This is a genomic window from Azospira sp. I09, assembly GCF_009177135.1.
Taxonomy (GTDB): Bacteria; Pseudomonadota; Gammaproteobacteria; order Burkholderiales; family Rhodocyclaceae; genus Azospira; species Azospira oryzae.
On record NZ_AP021844.1, the window covers coordinates 167,164 to 184,737 of the forward strand.

Below are 17,574 nucleotides of genomic sequence, written 5' to 3' on the forward strand. Positions count from 1 at the left end.
CATGCAAGTGACGGACAGTGACGCACAACTGCAACTGAAAAAACGTGCCCGGCGCCGCCTGGTGGGGGCCGTGGCCTTCGTCACGTTCGCCGCCATCGTGCTGCCCATGGTCATGGACCAGGCGCCGCCGCCGCCCACCCCCGACGTGCAGATCCGCATCCCCGGCCAGGACCAGACCGCCTTCAATCCCCAGGCCCTGACGCCGCCGGCGCCGGCCAAGCCCGCCGCCCCGGCCAGGACCGAACTGGCGCCGCCCCCCGTGGTCGCCGTAGCCCCAGCCGCCGAGGCCCCTGCCAAGCCGGCAGAAAAGCCCCCCGTCGTCACGCCCGCCCCGGTAGAAAAGCCTGCCGTCAAGCCCGTGGACAGGACTGCGGAAAAGCAGGCGGCGGAGAAGGCTGCCGCCGACAAGGCCGCCGCTGCCGAGAAGGCCAAGGCCGAGGCCGAAGCCAAGCGCGCCGCCGCCCTGCTCGGTGCCGGCAAGCCCGAAGCCGCCAAGCCGGCGGCCGCGGCCGGCCAGCACGTCATCCTCATCGGCGCCTTTGCCAACCCTGGCAACGTCAAGGTGCTGCAGACCAAGCTCAACGAAATCGGCGTCAAGTCCTACACCGAGAACCTGGATTCCCCCCAGGGCGCCAAGACCCGGGTGCGGGCCGGTCCCTTCCCGAATAAGGAAGCGGCGGAAAAGGCCCTGGATAAAATGAAGAAAATCGGTGTCAACGGCATCGTCTCCGCGAAATAAGCACGACCGGCAATGACCGCACTGGACTTTGCCATCATCGGCATCTTCCTGGCCTCCCTGCTGCTGGGCGCCTGGCGCGGCGTGGTGGGCGAGATCATCGCCCTGGTGGCCTGGATCCTCGGCTTCCTCGCTGCCCGGGCCTTCGGTCCGGAAGCCGCCCAGGTGTTCCTCTCCGGCCTCATCGCCGATCCGGTGTGGCGCCTGGTGGCCGGCTACATCCTGGTCTTCGTCGGCGTCCTGCTGCTGCTGGCCCTGCTGCGGCTGGCGGTGCGGGGCCTGATCCGGGCCCTCGGCCTGGGCCTGGCGGACCGGCTTCTGGGCGTGGTCTTCGGCGTGGCCCGGGGCGCCCTGATCGTGTTGTTGCTGTTTGCCGCCGGGGGCATGACTTCCCTGCCCAAGGCGAGCTGGTGGGCCCAGGCCCAGTTGGCGCCGCCCTTCGAGACGGCGGTGCTGCTGGCCAGGCCCTGGCTGCCCGACGAGGTGGCGAAAAGGATCAAGTACCGGTAGCCTCCGGCTTCCGGCCCAAGTTTTGTAACAGACAGGTGGTGTTCTATGTGCGGTATTCTCGGGGTCGTCGCGACCACGCCGGTTAACCAGCTCCTTTACGATGGCCTCATGGTGCTCCAGCACCGGGGCCAGGACGCCGCGGGCATCGCCACGGCGGAAGGCAATACCTTCCACATGCACAAGGGGCCGGGGCTGGTGCGGGACGTGTTCCGTACCCGCAACATGCGGGCCCTCCCGGGCAACTGGGGTATCGGCCATTGCCGTTATCCCACGGCAGGTTCCGCCTGGAACTTCGCCGAGGCCCAACCCTTCTACGTCAATTCCCCCTTCGGCCTGACCCTGGCCCACAACGGCAACCTGACCAATGCCGAAGTGCTGAAGGAGGAAATGTTCGTGCAGGACCTGCGCCACGTGAACACCAACTCGGATTCCGAGGTGCTGCTCAACGTCCTGGCCCATGAACTGCAGGCTGCCGCCAAGGGCGCCCGCCTCGATCCGGACATCATCTTCCGCGCCGTCGCCGGCGTGCACCGCCGGGTCCGCGGCGCCTACGCCGTGGTGGCCATGATCGCCGGCTACGGCCTGCTGGCCTTCCGCGATCCCTTCGGCATCCGTCCCCTGGTGATGGGCCGCAATCCGGTGGAAGAGGGCTACGAATACCTGATCTCCTCCGAGTCCGTGACCCTGGATACCCTGGGCTTCGAGGTGATGCGCGACATCGCCCCGGGCGAGGCCGTCTTCATCGACCTGCAGCGCAACCTCTCCAGCCGCCAGTGCGCCGACAAGCCGGTGTACGCCCCCTGCATCTTCGAATACGTCTATCTGGCCCGCCCCGACTCCCTCATGGACGGCGTCTCCGTCTATGAAACCCGTCTGCGCATGGGCGAGTTCCTGGCCGAGAAGGTGAAGCAGGTGCTCAACCCGGCCGACATCGACGTGGTCATTCCCATTCCCGACTCCTCCCGGCCCTCCGCCATGCAGCTGGCCCAGGCCCTGAATATTCCCTACCGGGAAGGTTTCGTGAAGAACCGCTACATCGGCCGCACCTTCATCATGCCGGGCCAATCCACCCGCAAGAAGAGCGTGCGCCAGAAGCTCAACACCGTCTCCCACGAGTTCAAGGGCAAGCGGGTGCTGCTGGTGGACGACTCCATCGTGCGCGGCACCACCAGCCGGGAAATCGTCGAGATGGCCCGGGCCGCCGGCGCCCTCAAGGTGTACTTCGCCTCCGCCGCGCCGCCCGTGCGCTACCCCAATGTGTACGGCATCGACATGCCGACCCGGGGCGAACTCATCGCCACCGGCCGCACCGACGACGAGATCGCCAAGGAAATCGGCGCCGACGCCCTGGTGTACCAGGAGCTGGACGCTCTCAAGGCCGCCGTGCGCGCCCTCAATCCGGAGCTGACCTGTTTCGACACCTCCTGTTTCGACGGCACCTACGTCACCGGCGACATCACGCCGGCCTACCTGGACAAGGTGGAGAACGGCCGTGGCGGCAAGGGCAAGTCCAGCAACGAGGATGACAGCAATGCCACCCAGCAGCTGGACCTGAACCTGATGGGCAACAACGCCGAACACTGAGCGCCCACCGGAGCAGAGAAAAAACCACCAGGCCCGTTCCGGATTTCCCGAACGGGCTTGGTCATTAAGGAACCCCCATGAGCATCGACAGCAACAACGACTGGCAGCTGGAAACCCAGGCGGTGCGCGCCGGCCAGGAGCGCAGCCAGTTCAACGAGCATTCCGAGGCGCTGTACCTGACCTCCAGCTTCGTCTTCGAGAACGCGGCCCAGGCCGCCGCCCGCTTCTCCGGCGAGGAGGAGGGCAACGTCTATTCCCGCTTCTCCAACCCCACTCTGAGCCTGTTCCAGGACCGCCTGGCCGCCCTGGAAGGGGCCGAGAGCGCCATCTGCACCGCCAGCGGCATGTCCGCCATCATGTCCCTGGTCATGGCCCATCTGAAGGCCGGCGACCATGTGGTGGCCTCCGCCGGCCTCTTCGGCGCCACCATCCAGCTCTTCAACAACATCCTGGCCCGCTTCGGCATCAGCACCACCTACGCCAGCCAGACCCGGCCGGAAGAGTGGGCCGCCGCCATCCGTCCCGAAACCAAGCTGTTCTTCCTGGAGACGCCCTCCAACCCCCTGACGGAAGTGGCCGACATCGCCGCCCTGGCCGAGATCGCCCACGCCAAGGGCATCCTGGTGGCGGTGGACAACTGCTTCTGCACCCCCGCCCTGCAACGGCCCCTGGAACTGGGCGCCGACCTGGTGGTGCATTCGGCCACCAAGTACCTGGACGGTCAGGGCCGGGTCCTGGGAGGCGCCGTGGTGGGCTCGAAGAAACTCACCGAAGAGGTCTTCAAGTTCCTGCGCACCGCCGGGCCGACCCTCTCCGCCTTCAACGCCTGGGTCCTGGCCAAGGGCCTGGAAACCCTGAAGATCCGCATGGCCGCCCAGTCCGCCAATGCCCTGGAGCTGGCCACCTGGCTCGAAGCCCACCCCAAGGTGGCCCGGGTCTTCTACCCCGGCCTGGCCTCCCATCCCCAGCACGCCCTGGCCATGCGCCAGCAGAAGAGCGGCGGCGCCATCGTCTCCTTCGAGGTCAAGGGCGGCAAGCCGGAGGCCTGGAAGGTGGTGGACAACTGCCGTCTGCTCTCCATCACCGCCAACCTGGGCGACGTGAAGACCACCATCACCCACCCGGCCACCACCACCCACGGCCGCATCAGCGCCGAGGCCCGGACCACCGCCGGCATCGGCGACGGCCTGCTGCGCATCGCCGTCGGCCTGGAAGCGGTGCAGGACCTGCAGGCCGATCTGGAGCGGGGCCTGGCCCAGCTCTGAGGCCGTCGGGACGGCCTTGCCGGCCGCGCGTCGCAGATGAGAAAGCCCCCGCTTGCCGGGGGCTTTTTCTTTGGCAACCACACATTTGATCTGCCATCCCGGAGAGAGCAAAGCGCCCTCCCCAAAGGGAATGGGTTCGCGCTGCCGGCGGCCGAAAACGGCATTGCCCCAGGAGGCAATGGGGACGGGAATGTTAGCCGTGCCATGCCGGAGAAGGCCGTCCTTGTTGCCTCTCAGCCATGGTGGCTTTTACCACCGAAACAGGCGCGGACTACCGGCAAATGCCCGGGGCAAGTTAAGCATGTAAATCCTTTTTCTTTGGTAATGGCGGGGACCGACCTAGTGGTGGTGATGGCCCCGGGGCGGCGGCCCGCCGTGCCAGTTCCCCGGCCCCGGGCCGTAGCCGGGTCCCGGATGATGGTGGTGGCGGGGCTGCCAGTTGCCCTCGTTGAAATACCAGTGTTGGTGGCGCTGCTCCCAGCGGCCCGGCACGTAAATGTAGCCCGGGCGCTGGCGCAGCCAGCGGCCTTCCAGCCAGACGTAGTTGTAGCCGTCCCAGGCCCAGTAGCCCGGGGCCCACAGATAGCCGCCCCGGGGCGGCGGCATCACTTCGTAGCGGGGCGGCGGGGGCGGGGTGCCGATCTCGATACCGATGGCCAGGCCGGCGGGCATGGCCCGTACCGACCATTGATCGGCCCGGGCCGGCGCCGTCACCAGCAGGGTGGCGGCCAGGGCCAGCAGCAGGCGGGCGAGGCGGGGAGGGATGAAACGGGGGGTAAGCATGGCAGTCTCCGCAGCGGGAGACAGGAGGTCTCCCTTGGCGGAAATAACGCCGGGCCCCGGCGCCCCGTTGAGCCCGGACACAATTTGTTGCCATTGGGCCGGCGGCAGGCGCCGGCCTCGCCTTAGCCCTACGGCCTGTCCGCCATGCCGGGCCGGAGATCGAGTACTGCGGCGCTCCTCAGCCCTGTTCCAGGCGGCCGCCGCCGAGGGCCTTGTAGAGGCCGATGGCGTTGCGGATGTCGTCCCGCCGCAGTTCCAGCAGGCCCAGTTGGGAGGCGTAGGCCTGGCGCTGGGCGTCGAGCAGTTCCAGGCGGCTGTCCAGGCCGGCCCGGTAGCGCAGGGTGGACAGCTCCCGGCGCCGCTCGGCGCTGGCCACGGCCCGCTCCTGGGCCTGGATCTGGCGGCCGAAGGTGGCGCTGCCGGCGAGGCCGTCGCGCACTTCGCGGAAGGCGGTCTGGATGGCCTTCTCGTACTCGACCACGGCGGCCGAGCGGCGCAGTTCGGCCAGCCGCAGTTCGGCCCGCAGGCGCCCGCCCTGGAAGATGGGCTGGCTGATCTGGGGAGTGAAGGCCCAGGTCTGGTGGGCGCCGGAAAAGAGGCTGCCGAAGGAGGGGCTGATGGCGCCCACGGACAAGGTCAGCAGCAGGCGCGGGAAGAAGGCGGCGCGGGCGGCGCCGATGTCCGCGTTGGCGGCGATGAGGGCCTGTTCCGCCTGCTGGATGTCGGGCCGGTGGGCCAGCAGGTCCGACGGCAGCCCCGGCGGCAGCTGGGTCAGCACCGGTTGTTGGGCCAGGGGCGTGGGCGGCGGCAGGTCCGCCGGCGGTTCCGTGCCGAGCAGCAGGGCCAGGCCGTTGCGGGCCTGGGCCAGGGCCCGCTGGCGGCTTTCCAGATCGGCTTCGGCGGTGGCGACCTGGCCTTCGGCCTGGGCGATGTCCAGGCCGCTGCTCTGCTGGGCCAGCTTCAGCTTGCGCGCCAGGTCCAGGGACTGGCGCCAGTCCGCCAGGGTCAGTTCGGTGAGGCGCAGTTGTTCTTCCGCCAGGCGCTCGGCGAAATAGGCCTCGGCCACGGCGCCGATGAGACTGAGGCGGGCCGCCCGCAGGCCGTGTTCGCTGGCCAGGTAGCGGGCGAAGGCGGCTTCCGAGAGGGAGCCGACGCGGCCGAACAGGTCCACCTCGAAGGCGCTGATGCCCAGGCTGGCGGAACGGGTCTCCTGGATGGCGGTGCTGTTGCCGCCGTCGCTGGAGCTGCGCTGGCGCGAGCCTTCCAGCCCGGCATCGACGCCGGGCACCCGGTAGCTGCGCTGGATGTCGTACTGGGCCTGCACCTGGGAGACGTTGAGCACGGCCAGGCGCAGGTCCCGGTTGTGTTCCAGGGCCACTTCGATGAGGCGCTGCAGGCGCGGGTCGCCGAACATGCGGCGCCAGCCGATGGCGGCGGCGGAGGTGTTTGCCGGATTTTCCACCGCCTCGCCCGCCGGGGCGGCGCCGTAGGTATCGGGCACGGGCAGGGCCGGCTTTGGCAGCGCCGGCGCCAGGGAACAGCCGCCGAGGGCCAGGAGGAGGGAAAGGCTGAGGGGAGATAAACGCATGGTCAATCCTTGTTCCAGCGCTGGCGCAGGCGTTGCAGGGTGGCGGAGGCGGCCAGCCGCTCGCTCAGGCTGAGGACGAAAACGAAATACACCGGCACCAGGAACACGGCCAGTATGGTGGCGGTGATCATGCCGCCGAAGACGCCGGTGCCGATGGCGTGCTGGGTCTCGGCGCTGGCGCCGCTGGCCAGCATCAGGGGCACCACGCCCAGGGCGAAGGCCAGGGAGGTCATGAGGATGGGCCGCAGGCGCAGGCGGGCGGCCGCGGCGGCGGCCTCGATCAGGCCCATGCCCTGCTCGTACAGCTGCTTGGCGAATTCGATGATGAGAATGGCGTTCTTGGCCGAGAGGCCGATCACCGTGATCATGCCCACCTTGAAGAAGACGTCGTTGGGCATGCCCCGGGCGTACACCGCGAAGACGGCGCCGATCAGGCCCAGGGGCACCACCAGCATCACCGCCAGGGGGATGGTCCAGCTCTCGTATAGGGCCGCCAGCACCAGGAACACCACCAGCATGGAGAGGGCCATCAGCAGCGGCGCCTGGGCCGCCGACTGGCGCTCCTGCAGGGACTGGCCGGTCCACTCCACGGCGAAGCCGGGCGGCAGCTTGGCGGCCAGGCGCTCCATCTCGGCCATGGCCTCGCCGCTGGAGGCGCCCGGGGCGGCGCTGCCGGCAATGCGCACGGCCGGATAGCCCAGGTAGCGCACCAGCTGCAGTGGCGCATCGCTCCATTGGGGCGTCACCACCTCGCTCAGGGCCACCATGCCGCCGGCGTTGTTGCGCACGTGCAGGCGCAGGATGTCCTCCACCTGCATGCGGGAACGGGCCTCGGCCTGGATGATGACCTGCTGCATGCGTCCCGCATTGGGGAAGTCATTGACGTAGAGGGAGCCCATGGCGGTGGACAGGGTGTCGCTGATGTTGGCGAAGGAGACGCCCAGGGCCTCGGCCTTCTGCCGGTCGATGTCGAGGCGGACGCTGCTGCCCGGCGGCAGCCCTTCCGGATAGACGCCGGTCACCAGCTTGCTTTCCGCGGCCATGGCCAGCAGCTGCTGCTGGGCCGCCATGAGGGCGGCGTAGCCCTGGTTGGCCCGGTCCTGCAGGCGCATGGAAAAGCCGGACGAGGTGCCCAGCTCCTCGATGGCCGGCGGCATCAGGTTGATGACCATGCCTTCCCGGGCCACGCCCATGGCTTCCTGGGCGGCCATCACCTCGGCGGGGGCGGTGGCGCCCTGGCGTTCGTGCCATTCCTTGAGGGTGGTGAAGATGATGGCGGCGTTGGGGCCGGAGCCGGAGAAACCCCAGCCGAGCACGGCCTGCACCGCTTCGATGCCGGGACGGCCGACGGCATGGGCCTCGAAGGCCTTGACCACGTCCAGGGTGCGCTCCGTGGTGGCATCGGAAGGCAGCTGGATGGAGGTGATGAAGTAGCCCTGGTCCTCCTCCGGCAGGAAGGCCGACGGCAGCTGCCAGAAGCCCAGGGCCAGCACCCCGGTGATGGCCAGGAAGACGGCCATGGCCCGGCCGCTGCGTCGCACCATGGCGACCACCCGGGTTTCGTAGCGGTCGGTCATGCGCTCGAACATGCGGTTGAACCAGCCGAAAAAGCCGCCCTTCTCGTGATGGGCGCCGTCCACCGGCTTGAGCAGGGTGGCGCAGAGGGCTGGCGTCAGGGTCAGGGCGAGGAAGGCGGAGAAGAGGATGGAGACCGCCATGGACAGGGTGAACTGGCGGTAGATGACGCCGACGGAGCCGCCGGCCAGGGCCATGGGGATGAACACGGCGATCAGCACCAGGGTGATGCCCACCACGGCGCCAGAGATTTCCTTCATGGCCTTGAGGGTCGCCTCCCTGGGTGACAGCCCCTCGCTGGCCATGAGGCGCTCCACGTTCTCCACCACCACGATGGCGTCGTCCACGATGATGCCGATGGCCAGCACCATGCCGAACATGGTCAGCACATTGACCGAGAAGCCGGTGGCCAGCATCACGGTGAAAGTGCCGAGCAGGGCGATGGGGGCGACGATGGCGGGAATGAAGGTGTAGCGCACGTTCTGCAGGAACAGGTACATCACCAGGAACACCAGCAGCATGGCTTCGAGCAGGGTCTGGGCCACCTTCTCGATGGAAATCTGCACGAAGGGGGCCGTGTCGAAGGGCACCGAATAGCTCATGCCCGGCGGCATGGTCTTGGCCAGTTCGGCCAGGCGCGCCTTGACCGCGGCCGAGGTGCGCACCGCATTGGCGCCGGGGGACATCTGCACCCCCAGGGCGGCGGCGAGCTTGCCGTTTTCCCGGTTCGATTCGCCGTAGCTCTGGGCGCCCAGGGCGACCCGGGCGACGTCGCCCAGCACCACCTTGGAACCGTCCGGATTGGCCCGCAGGACGATGGCGGCGAACTGCTCCGGGGTCGTCAGCTGGCCCTGCACCGAAACCGGGAAGGTGACCCGCTGGCCTTCCACCGTGGGGGCGCCACCGACCCGGCCCGGGGCGATCTGGGTGTTCTGCTGGGTCACGGCGTCGCTCAGGTCGCTCATGGAAAGCTTGTAGGCGACCAGCTTGGCCGGGTCCACCCAGATGCGCATGGCGGCTTCGGAGCCGAACAGCTGCACCCGGCCGACCCCGTCCACCCGCCGCAGTTCCTCCACCATGTTGCGCGCCATGTAGTCGTTGAGGGCCACTTCGCTGTGGCGGCCGTCGTCGGACTTGAGGCTGATGAACATGAGGAAGGAGGAGGCCGCCGATTCGAACTTGAGGCCGTTCTGCCGCACCACGGCCGGCAGGCGGGGCTCCACCGTCTTGATGCGGTTCTGCACGTCCACCTGGGCCAGCTCCGGGTTGGTGCCCGGCTTGAAGGTGGCGGTGATCTGGGCGAAACCGGAGGTGTCGGTGGAGGACTCGAAGTAGAGCAGGTTCTTGACGCTGGAAAGCTCCCGCTCGATCAGCCCCACCACCGCGTCGTTCATGGTCTGGGGCGTGGCGCCGGGATACACGGCATAGATGCTGACCATGGGCGGCGCCACCGTGGGGTAGCGGGCGATGGGTAGCTGGGGAATGGCGATGAGGCCCAGCAGGATGATGAAGAGGGCGATCACCCAGGCAAAGATGGGGCGCCGGACGAAGAAGGCAGGCAGTCTCATGGCGCCACCGTCTTGCCGTCAGCGGCCAGGGCCCAGGGCTGGGCCGAGACGGGCATGCCCGGCTGCAGCCGGTCCTGGCCTTCGACGATGACCCGCTCGCCGGCGGCGAGGCCGCTGCGCACCAGGTACTGGCGTTCCACCAGCTTGCCCAGTTCCACGTTCTTGACCCCGGCCTTGCCGTCCTGGCCCACCACCCAGACCCGGGCCTGGCCGGTGGAGGAGCGGGACACGGCCTGCTGCGGCACCAGCAGCCCCTGGATGTCGCCGCCCTGGGGCACTTTGGCCCGCACGAACATGCCCGGCAGCAGGTGCCGCTCCGGATTGTTCACCCGGATGCGGATGACCACGTCGCCGGTGCCCGCATCCACATTGATGCCGGAAAAGAGGATGTGGCCGGAGACCGGATAGGGATTGCCCTGGGCGTCGAGGATTTTCACGTTGCCGTCCTTGCCGCCGTCGCTGCTGGCGCTCTGGCCGGCGGACTTGCGGATGGCTTCCAGCATGGAGGCCGGCTGCCGCACATCCACATAGACCTGGTCGATCTGCTGCACCCGGGCCATGGGGTTGGCGTCGCTCTGGCCCACCAGGGCGCCCTCGGTCACCAGCTCCTCGCCGATGCGGCCGGCGATGGGGGAACGGATGGTGGCGAAGTCCAGGTCCAGTTGCCGGCGCGCCAGGGCTGCCTTGGCCTGGGCCACGTCGGCCGAGCTCTGGTTGTACTGGGAGAGGGCGTCGTCGAAGAGCTGCTGGCTCACCGCATCCGCATCCACCAGGGGCTTTAAGCGGTCCACCTGCAGCTTGGCTCGCTCCATGGCGGCGACGGCCCGCTTCAGGGCCGAGGCGGCACTGTCCACCTCGGCCTTGAAGGGGGCCGGGTTGATCTGGAACAGGGGCTGGCCGGCCTGCACTTCGGCGCCCTGCTCGAACAGCCGGCGCAGCACGATGCCGCCCACCTGGGGCCGGATTTCCGCCGTACGCAGGGCGCTGACCCGGCCGGGCAACTCGTCTTCGAGATGGACCGGGCGCGTTTCCACGACGATGGTGGATACAATGGGCGGCGGCATTTCCTGGGGGGGCTCCCCGCCGCCGCAGGCGGCCAGGGTGAGGGCGAACAGGGAAACAAGGAACGGCCGCAGTTGCGGTAAGCTTTTTTTCATGGCTTGGGGCTGGGTCCTGCGAAGGGCAGGGACGGCATAGTGATGACCGGGCCAGTGTAGGCGGATGAAATTGACTATCCGTGGCGGAAATGTGGAGAAATGATGGAGAAGCGCCCAGGAAGGAAAGGGACATTGCCGGAAGTATCGGCACCCCGGCTGCGCCCGGAAAATGGGAGGCGGCGGTGAATTCCCCGGCGGCCCTGGTCCTCGTTGCCGAGGACGAACCGGAAATCGCCGACATCCTGCGGGCCTATCTGGCGCGGGAGGGGCTGCGCAGCGCCCACGCCGCCAACGGCCGGGAGGCCCTGGAACTGCACCTCTCCCTGCGGCCCGACCTGCTCCTGCTGGATGTGCGCATGCCCCTCCTGGATGGCTGGCAGGTGCTGGCCGAGGTGCGCCGCCGCGGCAGCACGCCCATCATCATGATCACCGCCCATGACCAGGATGTGGACAAGCTTTCGGCCCTGCGCATGGGCGCCGACGATTACGTGGTCAAGCCCTTCAATCCGGCCGAGGTGGCGGCCCGGGCCCGGGCCGTACTGCGCCGCACCCTGGGCGGCGGGGAGGGGAATGGGGGAGCCGGCATCCTGCGCACCGGTCCCCTGGAAATCGACCTGGACGCCTTCCGCGTCAGCGTCCGCAGTGATCAGGGTGAGCAACTCCTGGCCCTGACCCTGACCGAGTTCCGCCTGCTCGCCCATCTGGCCCGCATGCCGCGCCGGGTCTTTTCCCGCAGCGAGCTGCTGCACGACTGCCTGCCGGAGAGCGATGCCCTGGAACGGACTGTGGACAGCCACCTGAGCAAGCTGCGGCGCAAGCTGGAGGAGGCCGGGGTCGGCGGCCTGCCGGTGAGCGTGCGCGGCGTCGGCTACTGCCTGGAAGGGAATGCCTGATGTTTCCCGGCGGTCTCAGCCGGCAGCTGGTCATCTCCATGTCGGCGGTGGCCCTGGGGGTGACCCTGTTCATCCACGTCAGCTTCTACATTTTCTACGCCGTGGCCATGGAGGTGAATCCGGCCATGGTCTCCTCCACTCCCGATGCCTGGCCCCCCACCGGCCCCGAATGGGGCTGGATGATCGGGGTCACCCTGGTGGGGCTGCTGGGGGCCGTGTATACCGCCTCCCGCCTGGCCCGACGCATCCTGCAGCCCCTCAACTCGGTAGCCGACAGCGTGCGTCGTCTGGCCCACGGCGACCTGGATGCCCGGGCCGAGGCCGGTGCCAATCCGTTGGGCGAGACCGCCGTCCTGGTGCGGGATTTCAACGCCATGGCCGAGCGCCTGCAGCGCATGAGCAGCGAGTTTTCCACCTGGAACGCGGCCATCGCCCACGAGCTGCGCACGCCGGTGACCATCCTGCGCGGGCGTCTGCAGGGGCTGGCGGAGGGCGTCTTCGAACCGGACCCGGTGCAGTTCCACAGCCTGCTGACCCAGGTGGAAGGCCTGTCGCGGCTGATCGAGGACCTGCGGGTGCTGAGCCTGGCCGACAGCGGCCACCTCAATCTGCACCTGGAGCGCAGCGACCTGGCGGCGGAAATCCTGCGCATCGCCAGCCTGCTGGAGCCGGAACTGGTGGCCGCCGGCTTCCGCCTGCGCCTGCGGCTGGAAGCGGCGCCGGTGCTGTGCGACGTCACCCGCATCCGGCAGATCGTCATGGCCCTGCTCGACAATGTGCGGCGCTACGCCCAGCCGGGGGAGATCACCATTTCCTGCCGCCTGGGGGAAGGCGCTTTTGTCTTCCAGATCGAGGACGACGGACCCGGGGTGCCGGAAGAACTGCTGCCCCATCTGTTCGACGCCTTCCAGCGCGGCGACGATTCCCGCAGCCGGGCCAGCGGCGGCAGCGGCCTGGGCCTGGCGGTGGTGCGGGCGGTGGTGGAGGCTCACGGCGGCCGCATCCGCTGCCTGCGGGGCAGCCGGGGCGGCGCCCTGTTCGAGGTGGTGCTGCCCCAGGCTTAGACCCGGGGCGGGGGCCTCATTCGTGGCGCAGGGCCTCGATGGGGTCCAGGCCGGCGGCGCGGCGGGCCGGGACGTAGCCGAAGATGACGCCGATGGCGGCGGAGAAGCCGAAGGCCAGCAGGTTGATGCCCGGATTGAAGAGGAAGGGCATGCCCATCAGGGCCGAGAGGCCGAGGCAGGCGAGCAGGGCCAGAATGATGCCGACCAGGCCGCCGAAGGCGGAGAGGGCCACGGCCTCGATGAGGAACTGCAGCAGCACCTCGTTCTCCAGGGCGCCGATGGCCAGGCGGATGCCGATTTCCCGGGTGCGTTCGGTGACCGACACCAGCATGATGTTCATGATGCCGATGCCGCCCACCAGCAGGCTCACCGCGGCCACGGCGCCGAGCAGGGTGGTCATGGTGCCGATGGTGCCGGAGAGGGCTTCGGCGATCTGCTTGGTGTCCATCAGGTTGAAGTTGTCGTCGTCGTTCTCCGCCAGCTTGCGCCGTTCCCGCATCAGCTGCCGGATCTGTTCCATGACCCGGGGGGAACTGGCGCCGTCCTTGAGGGACAGCATCAGGGTGGAGACGTCCTGGGTCTTGCCGGTGAGGCGGCGCTGGGCCGTCACCAGGGGCATCAGCACCACGTCGTCCTGGTCCATGCCCATGGCGCCCTGGCCCTTGCTGGCCAGGATGCCGACGATCTCACAGGAGAAGTTCTTCACCCGCACCGCGTTGCCGAGGGGGCTCTGGCCGGCGAAGAGCTTCTGCTTGACGGTGTTGCCGATGACGCACACCGCCTTGCCGGCGCGCATTTCCTCGTCGCTGAACTGGCGGCCGGCGGCCAGCTTCCAGTTGCCGGCGACGAAATAGGCGTTGGTGCTGCCGGTGACGCTGGAAGACCAGTTCTCGGCGCCGGCCACCAGGGTCACGGTGCTGCTCACCACCGGCGCCACGGCCTTGAGGGAGGGCACCTGGACGAGCAGGGCCTCCACGTCGGCGGCGCGGAAATTGGGGGCGCCGGCGCTGTCCCGTCCGGGGCCGAGGCGCTGGCCGGGGCGCAGGATGAGCAGGTTGCTGCCGAGGCTGGAAATCTGCTCGGCCACCATGCGGGTGGCGCCGTTGCCCAGGGTCACCATGGTGATGACGGCGGCGACGCCGATGACGATGCCCAGCACCGTCAGGAAGGAGCGCATCAGGTTGCGGCGGATCTCCCGCAGGGCCAGGAGGATGGCGTTCAGGAACATGGGGCGGGCTCCGCGGTACGTTCGTCGCTGGCCACCCGGCCGTCCACGAAATGGACGATGCGGCTGGCGTAGGCGGCCATGTCGGGCTCGTGGGTGACCATGGCGATGGTGATGCCCTGTTCCCGGTTCAGCCTCACCAGCAGTTCCATTATTTCGTGACTGCGCTGGCTGTCCAGGTTGCCGGTGGGCTCGTCGGCGAGGAGCACCAGGGGATTGGTGACGATGGCCCGGGCGATGGCCACCCGCTGCTGCTGGCCGCCGGAAAGCTCGGCCGGGGTGTGGTGCTCCCAGCCGTTGAGGCCGACCCGGGCCAGGGCTTCCCGGGAGGCCCGGTGCCGCGCTTCCGGCGTCTCGCCGCGGTAGAGCAGGGGCAGTTCCACGTTCTCCTGGGCCGAGGTGCGGGCCAGCAGGTTGAAGCCCTGGAAGACGAAGCCCAGGTAGTGGCGGCGCAGCAGGGCCCGCTGGTTGCGGGAGAGGTCCTGCACCGGCACGCCCTGGAACAGGTAGTCGCCGCTGCTGGGGCTGTCCAGGCAGCCGAGGATGTTCATCACCGTGGATTTGCCCGAGCCGCTGGGGCCCATGACGGCGACGAAGTCCCCTTCGGCAATATCCAGGTCGACGCCGCGCAGGGCCTGGAACTCGGCCTGGCCCTGGCCGTAGGTCTTGGTGATGCGGCGGAACTGGATCAGGGGCGGCGCCGCGTCGTTGCCGGAGCTCACGGGCGCATCTCCTGGTATTCGGTGATGACGGCCATGCCCGGCTGCAGGTCGCCGCCCAGTATCTCCGTATAGCGGCCGTTGCTGACCCCCGGGGTGACGGCCACGGCCACCGGCTGGCCCTCCTGCAGCACCCACACCTGGGTGGCGGCGGCGCCGTTGTCCTTGCGCTTCTTCTCCGGCTCCCGGGGCGGCCCGGGCATGAGGCGGGAGAGGAAGCTGCGCTGGTCGCCGCCGGCCGCCTGGGGCGGGGTGAAGCGCAGGGCGGCGTTGGGCACCAGCAGGGCCTTGTCGCGGCTGGCGGTGATGATCTCGGCGGTGGCGGTCATGCCCGGGCGCAGGGCCAGGTCGTTGTTGGCCACCTTGAGCACGGTCTTGTAGGTGACCACATTGTCGGTGGTGGTGGAACCGATGCCGACCCGCTGGATCTGGGCCGGGAACTTGCGCCCGCTCCAGGCGGAGACGGTGAAGCTGGCCTGCTGCCCCACCTGCACGCTGCCCACGTCGGCCTCGTCCACCTTCACCTGCAGTTCCATCTGGGTCAGGTCCTCGGCCAGGGAAAAGAGCACCGGGGTGGTCATGGCGGCGACCACGGTCTGGCCCGGTTCCACCTTGCGCGTCAGCACCACCCCGTCCACCGGGGAGCGGATGGTGGCCTTGGCGATATTGGTCTCGTCCGACTTCAGGGTGGCCCGGGCCTGGGTCACCGTCGCCCGGGCGCTGGCCTCGTTGGCCTGGGCCCGCAGCAGGGTCGCTTCCGCCGTTTCCAGTTCGGTCTTGGCCGGCACCTTGCCGCCGGACAGCTCCGCCACCTGGCGCATGCGCGAAAGGCTGGCCCGGGCCTCGGCCACGGTGGCCACGGCCTGGGCCACGCTGGCTTCGGCGGCGGCCACGGCGGCCTGGGACTTGACCACCTGGTCCTTGAGCTTGGAGATGTCCAGCTGGGCCAGCAGCTGGCCTTTTTTCACCTGCTCGTTCTCCTGTACCAGCACCGACTCCAGGGTGCCGGAAAGCTCGCTGCCCACGTCCACCGACTTGGTCGGCGCCAGGGTGCCGCTGGCGGAAACGGTGACCACCAGGGGGCCGCTGTCCACGGTTTCCGTGAGGAACTGGCCCTGGCTCTTCTTGCCGCCGGAAAGAAGCAGGGCGAGGGCCAGCACGGCGATGGCGCCCCCCGCCAGGAAGCGCTTGGGATAACGCTGCCAGAGGGGCTGGGCGCCGCTGCCGGCGGCCTTCTTGAGGAGGTCCTGGAGGGCGCCGGTGGGGTTGTCCTGGGGCGAGGTCATGGGGCGGTCTTTTCCTGTGTCGAAAGGGGTGTGGCAGCGGTGGCAGCGATGGCGTCCGCCGGGGCCTCGGGGGCGCTCCAGCCGCCGCCGAGGGCCTTGTAGAGCTGGATCACAGCGCTGAGCACGGCCAGGCGCGCCGTGGCCAGGCTGTCTTCGGCGCTGAGGCGGGTGCGTTCGGTGTCCAGCACCTTCTGGAAGTCCGTCAGGCCGGCCTGGTACATCTGCCGTGCCAGCTGGGCTGCGTTGCGGGCCGCTTCGGCGGCGCGGCGGCGGGTGGCCTCCTGCTCCCGGCCGGCGGCGTAGGCGGCCAGGGCGTTTTCCGTATCTTCCAAGGCCGTCAGGATTTTCTGCTCGTAGGCGATCAGGGCCTGTTCCTGGGCGGCGTCCTGCACCGCGATGCGGCTCTTCAGGCGGCCGCCGTCGAACAGGGTGGCGGCCAGGGTGCCCGCCAGGGAGCGGGCCGCGGTGCCGCTGCCGCCCAGGGCGCCGGAGGTGAGGGCCTGCCAGCCGAAACTGCCGCTGAGGGTGAAGCTGGGATAGCGTTCCGCCACCCGGGCATGGACCCGGGCCGTTTCCGCCGCCAGGGTGCGCTCGGCGGCGCGCACGTCGGGGCGGCGGCGCAGGGCGTCGGCGGGAATGCCGACGGCAATCTCCCGGGGCGCCGCCGGCAGGGGCCGGGCGCTGCCGAGCCGCTCCTGCAGGCTGCCCGGGGTCTGGCCCAGGAGCACGGCCAGGCGGTTCTGGGAGGCGGCGACGTTGCTCACCAGGGCGGGAATGGTGGCCCTAGTCTGTTCCAGGCTGGTGCGGGCCTGTTCCACGTCCAGTTCGGTGGCCAGGCCGGCCTGCTGCCGCCACTGGGTGATCTCCAAGGTTTCGGCCTGGCTGCTGGCGTTGTCCCGGGCGATCTGCAGGCGTTCCTGGTAGGTGCGCAGCTCCACGTAGTTGCGCGCCACCTCGCCCACCAGGGTGACCCGGGCGTATTCCAGGGTGGCGGCCTGGGCGGCCACGTCCGCATCGGCGGCGCTGACGTCCTGGCGCACCACGCCGAAGATGTCCGGCTCCCAGCTGGCGTCGAAGCCGGCGTCGTAGATGGTGGTGCGCCGGCTGCTGCCGCCGCTGACGGCGGGGCTGGCCTTGCTGCCGGTGGCGCCGGTGGAGGCGCTGAGGCCCGGGTAGTAGTCGGCGGCGGCCAGGTCCCGGCTGGCCCGGGCGCTGCGCAGCTTGGCCTGGGCGCTGCGCAGGTCCGGCGAAGCGGAGAGGCCCTGGGCGATCAGCTGGTCGAGCAGCGGGTCGTTGAAGCGGGTCCACCACTGGGCCAGCACGGCGGCTTCATCGGCCTCGGTGGTGGCCTCTGCGGTTGTCTCGGCCCGTGCCGGGGCCGGGCCCTGCCATTGCTCCGGCACGCTCAGCTGCAGGCGGCGCTGCTCCAGGTCCGGCGCCGGGGTGAACAGGGTGCAGCCCCCCAGGCTGCCGGCCAGGGCCAGCAGGAGCAGGGTGCGGCCGGCGGGGCGGCGGAGGAAGGGGGGCGGGGAGAGCGGCATGGGATTCCGGTGGAGGCGACGGTGGGCCAGGACAGTGGTGGAGAAGAGCGGAACGGCGGGTGCCGACGGGACGCTGCGGC

At 69.4% G+C, this 17,574-nt stretch carries 14 protein-coding genes; 6 read left to right on the plus strand and 8 right to left on the minus strand.

Annotation, left to right across the window (positions count from 1 at the left end; genetic code table 11):
- The first annotated feature begins 1 nt into the window (after position 1).
- From AZSP09_RS00810 to AZSP09_RS00825, 4 genes are all read left to right on the plus strand, one after another.
- On the plus strand, positions 2-739 hold the full coding sequence (locus AZSP09_RS00810) for an SPOR domain-containing protein (protein ID WP_152088881.1): 738 nt from the start codon (positions 2-4) through the stop codon (positions 737-739).
- 12 nt (positions 740-751) lie between these two features.
- Positions 752-1,246, plus strand: a complete 495-nt coding sequence (locus AZSP09_RS00815; protein ID WP_152088882.1) for a CvpA family protein — start codon at positions 752-754, stop codon at positions 1,244-1,246.
- Between the two features lie 45 nt (positions 1,247-1,291).
- A complete protein-coding gene (gene purF, locus AZSP09_RS00820) occupies positions 1,292-2,830 on the plus strand; it encodes an amidophosphoribosyltransferase (RefSeq protein ID WP_014238198.1) in 1,539 nt (512 codons plus the stop codon).
- A 77-nt stretch (positions 2,831-2,907) separates the two neighbouring features.
- Positions 2,908-4,095 (plus strand): O-succinylhomoserine sulfhydrylase, encoded by a 1,188-nt coding sequence (locus AZSP09_RS00825; RefSeq protein WP_152088883.1) that lies wholly within the window; start codon positions 2,908-2,910, stop codon positions 4,093-4,095.
- Positions 4,096-4,434: 339 nt separating this feature from the next.
- Here the strand turns inward: AZSP09_RS00825 and AZSP09_RS00830 are convergent, their stop codons facing one another.
- From AZSP09_RS00830 to AZSP09_RS00845, 4 genes are all read right to left on the minus strand, one after another.
- Positions 4,435-4,878 carry a YXWGXW repeat-containing protein gene (locus AZSP09_RS00830; protein ID WP_197739037.1) on the minus strand — a complete coding sequence of 148 codons (444 nt, stop codon included), beginning with the start codon at positions 4,876-4,878 and terminating at the stop codon, positions 4,435-4,437.
- Between the two features lie 178 nt (positions 4,879-5,056).
- Positions 5,057-6,466 carry an efflux transporter outer membrane subunit gene (locus AZSP09_RS00835; RefSeq protein ID WP_152088884.1) on the minus strand — a complete coding sequence of 470 codons (1,410 nt, stop codon included), beginning with the start codon at positions 6,464-6,466 and terminating at the stop codon, positions 5,057-5,059.
- Positions 6,467-6,468: 2 nt separating this feature from the next.
- Positions 6,469-9,609 (minus strand): efflux RND transporter permease subunit, encoded by a 3,141-nt coding sequence (locus AZSP09_RS00840; RefSeq protein WP_269473823.1) that lies wholly within the window; start codon positions 9,607-9,609, stop codon positions 6,469-6,471.
- On the minus strand, positions 9,606-10,766 hold the full coding sequence (locus AZSP09_RS00845) for an efflux RND transporter periplasmic adaptor subunit (RefSeq protein ID WP_152088885.1): 1,161 nt from the start codon (positions 10,764-10,766) through the stop codon (positions 9,606-9,608). Before AZSP09_RS00845 ends, AZSP09_RS00840 begins: the two co-directional genes overlap by 4 nt.
- A gap of 182 nt (positions 10,767-10,948) precedes the next feature.
- Between AZSP09_RS00845 and AZSP09_RS00850 the strand changes: the two genes are divergently transcribed.
- Together AZSP09_RS00850 and AZSP09_RS00855 are read left to right on the plus strand one after the other, a co-directional pair.
- The gene (locus AZSP09_RS00850; RefSeq protein ID WP_172974665.1) at positions 10,949-11,659 is read left to right on the plus strand and encodes a response regulator; all 711 of its coding nucleotides are present in this window, start codon (positions 10,949-10,951) and stop codon (positions 11,657-11,659) included.
- Positions 11,659-12,723 (plus strand): ATP-binding protein, encoded by a 1,065-nt coding sequence (locus AZSP09_RS00855; protein WP_152088886.1) that lies wholly within the window; start codon positions 11,659-11,661, stop codon positions 12,721-12,723. The genes AZSP09_RS00850 and AZSP09_RS00855 overlap by 1 nt, the downstream gene beginning before the upstream one ends.
- Positions 12,724-12,739: 16 nt before the next feature.
- On the opposite strand, the gene AZSP09_RS00860 is transcribed toward AZSP09_RS00855, so the two are convergent.
- Genes AZSP09_RS00860 through AZSP09_RS00875 form a run of 4 tightly spaced genes read right to left on the minus strand, consistent with a single transcriptional unit; the run spans position 12,740 to position 17,494 of the window.
- Positions 12,740-13,951: an ABC transporter permease gene (locus AZSP09_RS00860; RefSeq protein WP_152088887.1), complete on the minus strand. Its 1,212-nt coding sequence runs from the start codon at positions 13,949-13,951 to the stop codon at positions 12,740-12,742.
- Positions 13,942-14,670 carry an ABC transporter ATP-binding protein gene (locus tag AZSP09_RS00865; protein ID WP_172974666.1) on the minus strand — a complete coding sequence of 243 codons (729 nt, stop codon included), beginning with the start codon at positions 14,668-14,670 and terminating at the stop codon, positions 13,942-13,944. The genes AZSP09_RS00860 and AZSP09_RS00865 overlap by 10 nt, the downstream gene beginning before the upstream one ends.
- On the minus strand, positions 14,667-15,953 hold the full coding sequence (locus AZSP09_RS00870; protein WP_152088888.1) for an efflux RND transporter periplasmic adaptor subunit: 1,287 nt from the start codon (positions 15,951-15,953) through the stop codon (positions 14,667-14,669). Before AZSP09_RS00870 ends, AZSP09_RS00865 begins: the two co-directional genes overlap by 4 nt.
- Entirely contained in the window at positions 15,950-17,494 is a 1,545-nt protein-coding gene (locus AZSP09_RS00875; protein ID WP_152088889.1) for an efflux transporter outer membrane subunit, read from the minus strand. Before AZSP09_RS00875 ends, AZSP09_RS00870 begins: the two co-directional genes overlap by 4 nt.
- Positions 17,495-17,574 lie beyond the last annotated feature (80 nt).